8 protein-coding genes are annotated in these 11,658 nt (G+C 65.4%); 1 reads left to right on the top strand and 7 read right to left on the bottom strand.

What is annotated here, in order from left to right; translation table 11 throughout:
* The first annotated feature begins 4 nt into the window (after window positions 1-4).
* Window positions 5-1,774, top strand: coding sequence for an allantoate amidohydrolase (locus AC1RMD_RS12345; protein WP_492926912.1), 1,770 nt, complete (start codon window positions 5-7; stop codon window positions 1,772-1,774).
* Between the two features lie 12 nt (window positions 1,775-1,786).
* Here the strand turns inward: AC1RMD_RS12345 and AC1RMD_RS12340 are convergent, their stop codons facing one another.
* From AC1RMD_RS12340 to AC1RMD_RS12310, 7 genes are all read right to left on the bottom strand, one after another.
* A complete protein-coding gene (locus tag AC1RMD_RS12340; protein WP_492926965.1) occupies window positions 1,787-2,545 on the bottom strand; it encodes a substrate-binding periplasmic protein in 759 nt (252 codons plus the stop codon).
* A 51-nt stretch (window positions 2,546-2,596) separates the two neighbouring features.
* Window positions 2,597-3,820, bottom strand: coding sequence for a c-type cytochrome (locus AC1RMD_RS12335; RefSeq protein ID WP_492926911.1), 1,224 nt, complete (start codon window positions 3,818-3,820; stop codon window positions 2,597-2,599).
* A complete protein-coding gene (locus tag AC1RMD_RS12330) occupies window positions 3,817-4,368 on the bottom strand; it encodes a (2Fe-2S)-binding protein (protein WP_492926910.1) in 552 nt (183 codons plus the stop codon). The genes AC1RMD_RS12335 and AC1RMD_RS12330 overlap by 4 nt, the downstream gene beginning before the upstream one ends.
* Complete coding sequence (locus tag AC1RMD_RS12325; RefSeq protein ID WP_492926909.1) at window positions 4,365-7,190, bottom strand: xanthine dehydrogenase family protein molybdopterin-binding subunit; 2,826 nt, start codon at window positions 7,188-7,190, stop codon at window positions 4,365-4,367. The genes AC1RMD_RS12330 and AC1RMD_RS12325 overlap by 4 nt, the downstream gene beginning before the upstream one ends.
* A 110-nt stretch (window positions 7,191-7,300) precedes the next feature.
* Window positions 7,301-8,617, bottom strand: coding sequence for a tetratricopeptide repeat protein (locus tag AC1RMD_RS12320; RefSeq protein WP_492926908.1), 1,317 nt, complete (start codon window positions 8,615-8,617; stop codon window positions 7,301-7,303).
* 49 nt (window positions 8,618-8,666) lie between these two features.
* Window positions 8,667-10,337 (bottom strand): putative bifunctional diguanylate cyclase/phosphodiesterase, encoded by a 1,671-nt coding sequence (locus tag AC1RMD_RS12315; protein ID WP_492926907.1) that lies wholly within the window; start codon window positions 10,335-10,337, stop codon window positions 8,667-8,669.
* 83 nt (window positions 10,338-10,420) lie between these two features.
* Window positions 10,421-11,656: a Zn-dependent hydrolase gene (locus tag AC1RMD_RS12310; protein ID WP_492926906.1), complete on the bottom strand. Its 1,236-nt coding sequence runs from the start codon at window positions 11,654-11,656 to the stop codon at window positions 10,421-10,423.
* Window positions 11,657-11,658: the final 2 nt, after the last annotated feature.

Genomic DNA, 11,658 nt, shown 5'->3' with positions numbered 1-11,658 from the left:
GGCTATGACGACTCTTTCCGAATTAAACAGCGGCGACGCCGCCACCTTCACCGACCGCCTGCGCGGCATCTACGAGCATTCGCCCTGGATACCGGAACGGGCGGCGGCCCAGCGGCCTTTCGCCAACCCCACCGCGCTCAAGCTGGCCTTGCAGGCAGCGGTCGGCGCCGCGTCGCTGGACGAGCAACTGGGCCTGATCCGCGCCCACCCTGAACTGGCGGGCAAAGCAGCCGTTTCCGGCCGGCTGACGGCCGAATCCACCAGCGAGCAAGCCAGGTCCGGTCTGCACCTGTGCAGCGCCGAGGAATTCGCCACGCTGCACCAGCTGAACGCGGACTACAACGACAAATTCGGCTTTCCCTTCATCCTCGCCGTCAAAGGCCCGGACGGACAGGGACTGACGCGCCGCGCCATCATCGCCACCTTCACGCGCCGCCTGAAGAACCAGCGCGCCGACGAAATCGCCGAGTGCCTGCGCCAGATTAATCGCATCGCCGAGCTACGCCTGAACGACCTGCTGGGCGTAACGCTGGACTTCGGCCCGACCATCATGCAGTGGTGCGAGACCATCGGCGCCTGGAGCGACACCGACAACAGCGTCAACGCGGACTTCGACCTGACCTGCGCCTACATGACGCCGGCGCACCGCAAGACCGCCGCGCAGCTGACGGAGTGGATGCGCGCGGCCGGCATGGATGCGCACATCGACGCCGTCGGCAACGTGGTCGGCGTCTACCGCTCGGACGCACCTGACACGAAAACGCTGATGACCGGCTCGCACTACGACACCGTGCGCAACGGCGGCAAGTACGACGGCCGTCTCGGCATCCTGCTGCCGATCGCCATCGTGCGCCACCTGCACCAGCGCGGCGAGAAGCTGCCCTTCCATTTCGAGATCGTCGGTTTCGCCGAGGAGGAAGGCGTGCGATTCAAGAGCACTTTCCTGGGCAGTAACGCGGTGACGGGCCGCTTCGACCTGTCGCTGCTCGACCAGACCGACGCCGACGGCGTCACCATGCGCGACGCGCTGCTGGCCGCCGGCCACGACGTGGCGCGCATTGCCGCCATCGCGCGCGATCCGGCGCAACTGCTCGGCTTCGTGGAAGTCCATATCGAACAAGGCCCGGTGCTGCTGGAACGCGACCTGGCGTTGGGCGTGGTGACGGCCATCGCCGGCAGCTCGCGCTACCTGGTCGAGCTGACCGGCCTGGCCAGCCATGCCGGCACCACGCCGATGGCGATGCGCAAGGACGCGGCAGCGGCGGCGGCGGAAATCGTGCTGCTGGTCGAACGGCGCTGCGCGCAGGGCGAATCGCTGGTCGGCACGGTCGGCCAGTTGCAGGTGCCAGGCGGTTCGGTCAACGTGATCCCAGGCGCATGCAGGCTGTCGCTGGACATCCGCGCCGCCGACGATGCGGTGCGGCTGGCGGCGGTGAAGGATGTATTGGACGGCATCGCCGCGATCTGCGCGCGGCGCCAGGTGGAAGCGAGCATGCAGCAGATCGTCAACGCCTCGGCCGCGCCGTGCGCGCCACGGTTGATGCGGCAGTTCGGCGCCGCCATCGAGCGCGCCGGCCTGCCGCGTTTCGATCTGCTGTCCGGCGCCGGCCACGACGCGATGGCGATGGCCGCCATCACCGACGTGGCCATGCTGTTCACCCGCTGCGGAAACGGTGGCATCAGCCACAATCCGCTGGAGACGATGACGGCGGATGATGCCGACATCGCCGCCCATGTGCTGCTGGATTTCCTGCGCAGCTTCCGCCCCGCCTAGCGTCATGCCGGGCTAGCGCCCCTCGACCTGCCGGCTCAGTTCAGGCGTCCACTCGATGCGGTGGCGCTCGAGCAGCCGGCGGTATTCGCCGCTGGCGATCAGGGCGCGCAGGCCCTGGTCGAACTGGTCGCGCAATGCGGTCAACTGGCGCCCCTTGGCGAAGGCAATGTAACTCGGTACGCTGTCGATCGCCTGCGGCAGCTTGACGATATGGCTGGCCAGGTCGGCGCCGACCAGCTTGTCAAGCGTGTAGCTGGCGGTGTACACATTGCTGGGAATCAGATCGACCCGGCCCAGTGTCAGCTTGCGGAAGTTCTGCTCCAGCGTGGGCACCTCGCGAATCGCCAGTTGCGGGCGCGCCGCCTCGAAGCGAGCGCCGTAGTTCACGCTCAGCACGGTGCCCACCCGCAGTCCGGCCAGCGCGGCGAAGTCGCCGTCGAAGCGGGCGCTGTGGTCGTCCCTGGCGTAGAAGTAAATAATCTGCGGAATCAGCGATTCGCGGCTGAAGTCGAGGAATTGTTCGCGCTCCGGCGACTGGAAGATCGTGAAGATGCAGTCACGCTCGCCCTGCCGGATCAACGCCAGCGCCCTGCCCCATGGCAGGATTTCGACGCTGACGGTATGGCCCAGACCCGCCATCACCGTCGCGACGATGTCGACCGCCAGACCGTGCACCGGACCGCCGGCGTCCTGCTGGATCAATGGGGGATAGTTGAGCGATACGCAGCGGTAGGCCCCGGCATGGGCAATGCCGTAGGCGAAGAGCAGCACTGCTGCCAAACGAGACTTACCAAGCACGAAGCCTCCCGATTAGACAGTGAATCACGGCTTTTCCGCCGTCCGCAGATCCTTCACCTGCGACTCGCCGACCGTACCGGCCTGCCCGCCCCAGGTCGCGCGCAGGAAGTTGCTCAAGCCGGCGATTTCTTTGTCGCTCAACTTTTTCGCGAAACCCGGCATCGCCTGCATGTTCTCCTTCGCGCCAAAGCGCTGCGCTTCGATGCCGTCCAGCGTGACGGCGATCAGGTTGTGCGGATCGGCGCTGCGCACCGTGGTGTTGCCCTTCATCGCCACCGCCACATGCGGCTTGCCGCCGCCATCGGCGCCATGACAACCGGCGCAGACGGCGATGTAGGTACGACGGCCAGCATCGATCGCGGCATCGCCGGTGGCCGCGACGGGCTTCAGCGGCTGCGGCGGCAAGGGTTTGTCGCCCAGCAGATAGGTGGTCATGGCCCACATGTCGCCCGGCGTCAAATGCTGGGTGCTCAGGTGCACCACGGCGAACATCTCGCCGTAGGCCGAGCCTTGCGGCGCGACGCCGGTGCCCAGGAACGACGCCAGGTCGGCCGCCGTCCATCCGGATGCCGACAGTCCGGCCGGCGAGATATCCGGCGCAGCGATGCGCGCCATCGCGCTGCCGCTCAACGGTTTCATTCCATCCATCTGCCCCAGCGCGCCACGCGGCGTATGGCATTCCGCGCAGTGCCCCATCGTGTTGACCAGGTAGCGGCCGCGCAGATAGGCGGGCGACTGGCCGGCCGACGCGTCGGGCAGCGTGTCCTTCAAAAACAGCATGTTCCAGAAGCGCATGCCGAAGCGCATGTTGTATGGGAACTTGAGATCGGCGGCCTTGCTGGCCACGGCCACCGGCTTGATCTGCATGAGATAGGCGAACATGGCGTCGCTGTCGGCGCGGCTCATCGAGCGGTAGGAGGTGTAGGGCATGGCCGGATACAGATGCCGGTCCGGCGCCACGCCGTCGCGCAGGGCCGCGTAGAACTCCCCGGCGGTCCATTTGCCGATGCCATGCTCCTTGTCCGGCGTGATGTTGGTGCCGTAAAAAGTGCCGAAGTCGGATTTCAGTTCGACGCCGCCGGCAAACGGCGCGCCGGTGGCGGACGTGTGGCAGGCGGCGCAATCGGCCACCTTGACCAGATAGCGTCCACGCGTGACGGCATCGCTGCCGGCGGCGGACTGCAGGCCGCCGGACAATACGGCCAGCAGCGCCAGGGACGCGCAAAGTGTGGGATGGCGGCTCATCATTTGCCCTCCTTCACCAGCCCGGGTGTATTCAGCACGACATCCTTGACCGCTTCAAAATAGCGCACATAGCCGGTACAGCGGCAGATGTGGTCATTCAGGCTTTCGGTGATGGTGTCGTCGATCCGGTCGCGGCTGACCGGTGTGCGCTTCAAGCGCTCCAGCAGCACCGTGGCCGCGTTCACAAACCCCGGGGTACAGTAGCCACACTGGAAGCTGAAATGTTCGAGGAATTTTTGCTGCACCGGCGACAGCGCCACGACTTCGCCCTTGTCGTTCAACTTGGCGTGGCCCTCCACCGTGCGGACTTTTTTACCATCGAAGAAATGCGCGCCGGTGATGCAGGAGCGGACTTCCTCGCTGGTGCCGTCGGCTTTGTCCAGGATCACCACGCAGGCGTGGCAGACGCCCTGCCCGCAGCCCAGGCGCGAGCCGGTCAGGTCAAGGTACTCGTGCAGGAAATCGATCATCATCAGGCCTTCCGGCGCCGGCAGCGGGCCAACCGTCTTGCCGTTGATGTTGAGCGTAATCGGTTTGGTCGCGATGCTCATGCCAGCACCTCCTGGATTTGTTCCGGCGTCACCGGCAAGTCGGTGAAGCGGTGGCCGATGGCGTGCGCGATGCCGTTGACTATGGCGCCCACCACGGGAATCATCACCACCTCAGCGATGCCCTTGGGCGTGTCGGTCTCCGTCAACGGCGGCAGGATATCCGCCGTCTGCCGCCACACCGCGACATCGCTGGCGCGCGGCAGCTGGTAGCGATTGAAGTTCCACGTGCCGTTGCCCGGACCGTCTTCGTACAACGGCAGCTGCTCGTATAACGCATGGCCGATGCCCATCGCCAGGCCGCCCTGCAACTGGCTCGAAACCAGCTGCGGCGACAGCATGCTGCCGCACTCCATGATGGAATGATGGCTGAGCAGCTCGACCTTGCCGCTGGCCTCGTGCACCGACAGTTCGACCAGCGTACCCACCGCGCTGTAGTAAGTGACGGTGGCGTTATTGCGCTGCACCGGCGCGATGAACACGCGCTTGCGGTTCAGCACATGGTAGCCGCCGGTGGAGCTCATGCTGGCCTTCTTGCCTTTGTCCGCGCCATCGCCGTAGCGCAGCGACAGCCCGTCTATCGGCAGGCGCACGCCGGCGCCGTCGACGTCGAACTCCGCCTCGCTCCACTGCCAGCGGTTGAACACGTGCACCGTGGCGCCGGTCACCAATCCCAGCTCGTGCGCCTTTTGCGCCAGCTGCTCGCAGGACAGCGCCTGCAAGCCGCCGGCGGACAGCTTGCCGTCGACCCAGCGCGCGTCCTCCACCCGTATCACCAGCGACGCCGCCTGGCCACCGGCATAGCCTTCGCTCCAGATGGCCATCGCGGCCGGCCACAGGCCGTGCATGAAGACCACCCGCGCCGCCTCGCGCGTGCTGTGCGTAAAGTAGTAGGCGGAATTGGTGGCGCTGGCGGGAGAACAGTAGGTCGGCGACCAACGCGGATTGGCCGACAGCTTGTCCTGGTCGGCCTGGCTCATGATGTAGGGATCGCCGCTGCTGACCACCGGCAGGTCGTCCCATTCGGTGACGGCGGTATGCACCGTGCCGGCCGGCTTGCCCAGCCATTTGGCGCAGGCCACCGCCTGCGACGTCGACATGCCGGTGCCGATCTCGGTGCCGCTGTGCGACAGGTCGATCGCGCCGTCGGCGTTGATCTGCACCTTGGCGAAAGAGCTCTCGGCACCGGTGCCGAAGTCCTTCTGTACGCAGGCGAATCCCACGCCGTAGCGGTGGCCGGGATGCGCCGCCTCGAACGCGCGCTTGGCGCCGGCGCGGCCGGTCCACAACGGATGGACCTTGGCCTTTTGCAGCACCTCGTCGACCCGCACCGCGCCGGCCGGAATCGCGCCCTGCGTGTTCTTCATCCCCGACCGCAACGCGTTCTTCAGCCGGAAGTCGATCGCGTCGAGCCCCAGCTTTTCCGCGAATTCGTCCATCATCATTTCGGTTGCGGCCATGCTCTGCAAGGTGCCGTAGCCGCGCGCCGAGCCGGCATCGACCGCGCGCGAGGCGATGGCGACGGCGGCGAAATCGTTCTTCGGAAAATAGTAGATCGATTGCGCGGCCGTCGCCGCCACCATCGCCACCGACGGCGAAAAATTACAGCGCCCGCCGCCGTTGGCTTCAAAGTATCCCTGGAACGATTGCAGCATCGCGCTCTTGCGGTCGACCGCGATGCGGTATTTCAGCTTGAACGCATGGCGCTTGATCGACGACTGGAACTGCTCGTAGCGGTCGTTGGCCAGCCGCACCGGAATGCCGTTCGCGTAGAGCGCCGTCATCAGGCCGTAGAACGGAAAGCTGTAGTGGTCCTTGGAGCCGTAGCCCACCGTGTAGCACGGATGCAGGAACAGCTTCTTGAGCGGGAACTTGCTCTTCTTGAGCATTTCTATCGTGCTGTCGATGACCTCCTGCGGCGACTGCGTCGGCACCACCATGTGCAGCGCCTGGGCGGCGGCGTCGTACCAGCAGTTGGCGTTGTCTGGCTCCATCGCGGCCGTGTCCACCGACTGCGTGTTGTAGTCGCGCTCCAGCACCAGCCAGTCGGCCGGCGGGCGGTCCAGTTCTTCCTTGATCTGGTTGGCGTAGTACATGCCCTGCTCGCCCAGTTTGCCGTGTTCTATGCCGTCCGGCCAGACCGGCTGCTGCTTGCGCATCGCGCTCGGGAACACCGGCGCGTTTTTCAGGCTGGAGAAAACGTCCATGTCGGCCGACGTGGCGCCGCCCACCCGCACAAAACGGAAGGTGCCCCACGGGTCGCGCTCCATCGGCGGCGCGGCGGCGCCGTAGCGCACCACGCCCACCTTGAACTGCAGCGCATCCTTGGCCGCGCGGAAGCGGGCGAAGTCGTTGAAGATCAGGACCGCCACCGCATGTCCCAGATAGGCGGGCTGCTTCCCGATCGGCAGCAGCATGTCTGTGCCATAGAAACCAGGGAAGGCGATGCCGTCGCGCACCAGGTCTTCCGCCGTCACGATACGGTCCGGCTTCAGGTCCGCGCCCAGCAGGGACAGGTCGATGCCGTCGAACAGCGCGTCGGCGCGGGTGGTGCGCAGCATCAGGGCGTGGGCTTGTTGTTGCGGCCAGTGCGGCATGTCGCGCGAGCGGATGTCGCGGGCGAAGACTTTGGCGCCGGTCACCTTGGACAGGCCGTCGATGCGGAATTTGGCCAGTCCGGCCTTGCCGTCCCAGGCGACTGGCGTGAGGATTTTTTCCTCGAACAGGGCGGCAAGCGCCTTGCCGCCCAGGGGCGCGATGTAGACGGAAACGCCAGCGACCACGCTGGCCTTCAAGAAACTGCGGCGTGTAATGTCCCCATTCATCTTGTAACCCCTCAGAGAGTCAGGTCAAGCGCTTCTTCTTTTTCGAGTAATCTAGTTGACCAGAGAGCGGGGGACGAGTCAACATCTTTCAAACGGGGCGCCGCTACAGTCTAATCGCCGCGCAACAGGGGCAATTCGCGCCCGACGGCGTCGATCACCGGCGCCCAGTCGCCGGCTGTGGATTGCCGGAACAGGCGCATCGCCGGATACCATGGCGTATCGCTACGCCCGGTCAACCAGCGCCAGTCGCAGCGATAATCGGGCAGCAGCACCCAGCACGGCTTGCCCAGGGCGCCCGCCAGATGAGCTACCGCCGTATCCACGCTGATCACCAGATCGAGATTGGCGATGACGGCAGCGGTGTCGGCAAAGTCGCGCAGCTGCGGACCGGCCGCGTACAGCGACATGCCGTCGGGCGGGTTCAATGCCTCATCCTCGCTCCTGCCTTTTTGCAGGCTGACGAAATGCACCGATCCGGCGGCGGCCAGCGGCGCCAGCGTCTCCAGCGACTGCAGCGAACGGTCGGCATCGTTCTCGAAATCCGGATTGCCTTGCCATGCCAGGCCAACCCGCAGGCCTTGCTGCGGCAGGCGGCCGGCCCAATACCGCACCAGCTCAGGCTCCGCCGCGAGGTAAGGAGTCGCAGCCGGCATGGAGGCCAGGCTGATGCCCAGCGTGGCGGCCAGGCGCATCGGATGCGTCCAGTAGTCCCATGGCTCATCCGGGAGAGGATCGCCCAAGGCATACAGCCGGTCGACGCCCCGCAACGTGGCGAACAGCCGCTTCAACGACGCGTGGCATATCACGGCGACGCGCGACGCGCCCCGCACCTTCAACTGCGCGGCGTAGCGGCAGAATTGGATCATGTCGCCCTGCCCCGCCTCCAGCACGATCACCACCGACTTGCCATGCAAAGGTTCACCGTCCCAGCGGGGGCAGGTGAAGGTATGCGCCAAGGAGTCGAACTGCCAGCGCGCCTCCAGCAAGGGCAAGCCTTCCTCAAAGCGCCCTTGCCGCAGCAGGACGTAGGCCAGGTTGAAGCGGGTCCGCGCATGCTCCGGGTCCAGCGCCAGCGCGCGGCGGTAGCATTGCTCGGCCTCGTGCTCGCGCTTGACGCACGCCAGCAGCACGCCCAGCTGGCTCCACGCGGACAGCGATTCCGGCGCCAGCTCCAGTGCCATGCGTGCCGCAGCCTCCGATTCTTCGAAGCGCTTCGCCTTCAACAGCAGCACGCCCAGATTCTGGTAAAGCTGTGCATGGCCGGGCATCAGCGAAATCGCCAGGAGATAGTGGAACTCCGCCTCCGCCAGCGCGCCCTGCCGCTCCTTCAGATAACCGAGATTGGCGCGCGCGGCGCCATGCATGGGCTCCAGCACCAGGGCCAGCAAAAAGCAATGCTCCGCAGCGGCGAAGTCGCCGGCGGCCATATGGTGATTTCCATCGAGGTAGGCTTGCCTTGGATCCGAATGCATCAAACTATAAGCCTGCGATGAGTGTCAGCAGCTCCGGCTCAGGCAGTGGCTTGCTGAATAAATAACCTTGATAATACTGACAGCCTTCGGCGATGACAAAGTTGAGCTGCTCCTGCGTCTCCACGCCCTCGGCCAGCACCGACATGTTCAGCGCCTTGCCCAGCGAGACGATGATGCGGACGATCGCGGCGCCGCTGTCTTCCTTGACCGCGCTCCAAATGAAGGACCGGTCGATCTTGAGCTGGTCCAGCGGCAGCCGGTGCAGATAGGACAGCGACGAATAGCCGGTACCGAAATCGTCCAGCGCGAAGCTGACGCCGGCGGCGCGCAGCTGCTGCATCTTCGCTACCGTTCCCTCGACATCCTTTAACAGCAGGCTCTCCGTCAGTTCCAGCCGCAGCCGGTCGGCGCGGGCGCCGGTCTGCGCCAGCACCTCCAGCACGTGTTCGACGAAGTCCGGCCGGTGGAATTGCGAAGCGCTGACATTGACCGCGACTTCCATCCCGGCAGTGCGCGCGTCGCCGGCCCACTGCGCCAGCCGGCTGCATGCCTCACGCATCACCCAACGCCCCAGCGGCAGGATCAGGCTCGACTCCTCGGCCACCGGAATGAATTCGACGGGCGGCACCAGGCCACGCTGCGGATGCTGCCAGCGCACCAGCGCCTCGACGCCGGCCATGCTACCGCCCACCCCCATCAGCGGCTGGTAGTACAACACGAATTCGTCATTGCCCAGTGCGCGCCGCATGTCGGCTTCCAGCGCGGCCCGCGCGCTGGCGCGCGCCTGCATCGCCGGGTCGAAGAACGATACGGTGTTGCGCCCCGCCGCCTTGGACTGGTACATGGCCAGGTCGGCGCGTTTCAGCACGTCGTCCACACCGCAGGCGCCGCTGAAAACCGTGATGCCGATACTGGGCGTGCTGTATTGTTCCATTCCCTCGATATCGAACGGCTCGGCGAAGGCACGGACGATCTTGAGTGCTATATCCTGCGCCGCCCTGGCGACGTCGTTCTCGGTGCTACCCAGATCCTCCAGCAGCACGATGAATTCATCGCCGCCGAAACGGGCCACCGTATCGCATTCGCGCACCTCGGCGACAAGGCGGGCTGCGACCAGCTGCAACAACATGTCGCCCTTGTCGTGGCCGCGCGTGTCGTTGATGATCTTGAAGTTATCCAGATCGATGAACAGCATGGCGCCCAGGTGGCCCAGCGACAGCGCATGACCGGCGCGGTCCAGCAGCAGCTGGCGGTTCGGCAGGCCGGTGAGCTTGTCGTAGAAAGCCATGTTGTGGATCTGCGCCTCGATGGCCTTGCGCTCGCTGATGTCGCGGAAGTAGATCGTCACGCCCTGCTGCGACGGATAGGCGCGGATCTCGGTCCACAGATCGAGCGGCGCGTAGTACTCCTCGAAAGCCACCAGGCTGTTGGTCTCCACCGCCAGGTGATAGGCGCGGTAATACGGGCCGTCGACCGCTTCGGGGAATACCTTCCAGACGTTCTTGCCCGTCACGTCGCGGCGCAGCACCTGCAGCAGCCGTTCCGCATTGCCGTTCATGTAGCGGATACTCCAACTACGGTCCAGCATCAGGACCGCATCGGAGATGCTTTCCAGGGTGGCCGTCAGGCAGTCTGTCTCCAGGGCCGCCGCGTGGGATGGTGGTGGTTCTTGCATGTTGAAAGCCGGGAAAGCCCTGATCCATTCCTGTGGGCTCAATAGCCCACTACGAGTCAGTATGCCTCCCGGCCGGGCGGCGGTCAAACGATACGGGCGCGCTCCAGCATCGCATGCAACAGAACGTTGCAGCCTGCTTCCAGGTGTTCGGACTTGGCGTCCTCGATTTCATTGTGGCTGATGCCATCCTTGCAAGGGACGAAAATCATGCCGGCAGGCGCCAGCCGCGCGGCGTAGATCGCATCGTGGCCGGCGCCGGAGACCACGTCCATCGTCGAATATCCCAGCTTGGCGGTGGCGTTGCGCACCGCGTCCACGCACTCCGGGTGGAATGGGCATGGCGGGTAGTAGGACACGCGCTCGATCGAAATCTTCAAGCCGGTTTCGCTGCGGGTCGCGTCGATAAAAGCCAACATCTCTTCGTGCATGGTGTTGAGCAGTTCATCGTTCACGTTGCGCAGGTCGATGCTGAACTTGACCTCACCAGGTATCACGTTGCGGCTGTTCGGGAACAGCTGCACCATGCCGACTGTGCCACGCCCATACGGCGGGTAGCGGTTGGCGATGGCCACCACTTCCTGCATGATCCGGGTCGACACCTGCAACGCATCCTTGCGCAGGCCCATCGGTGTTGGGCCGGCGTGGGCTTCCATGCCGGTCACCACGCAGTCGTACCAGGACAGGCCCATCACCGCCGGCACCACGCCGATCACCTTGTCGGCGTCTTCCAGCACCGGGCCTTGTTCGATATGGGTTTCGAAGTAGGCGCCGATCGGATGGTCGCCCGGCACCTGGTCGCCCTTGTAGCCGATGCGCGCCAGTTCCTCGCCGACGGTCTTGCCCTCGGTGTCCTTGGCGGCGTAGGCCGTCTCCAGGCTGAAGGCGCCGCAGAACACGCCGGAACCCATCATCACCGGCACGAAGCGCGAGCCTTCCTCATTGGTCCAGAAGGCGACTTCGATCGGCGCCTCGGTCTTGATCTTCAAGTCGTTCAGCGTGCGCACCACTTCCAGGCCGGCCAGCACGCCGTAGTTGCCGTCGAATTTGCCGCCGGTCGGCTGGGTGTCGATATGGCTGCCGGTCATCACCGGCGGCAGCGCGTTGTTGGTGCCGTCGCGGCGCATGAAGACATTGCCGATCTGGTCGACCGTGACCGACATGCCGGCCTGCTTGCCCCAGCCGACCACCAGGTCGCGGCCCTGCTTGTCCAGGTCCGTCAGGGCCAGGCGCTTGACACCGCCCTTGGCGGTGGCGCCTATCTGGGCCAGTTCCATCAGCGCCGCCCACAGGCGGTCGCCATTGATGCGCATTTCGCTCATTG

The sequence above is a fragment of the Duganella sp. GW822-FHT06D06 genome (assembly GCF_058799615.1).
This window is presented reverse-complemented; position numbering and strand designations above follow the sequence as displayed.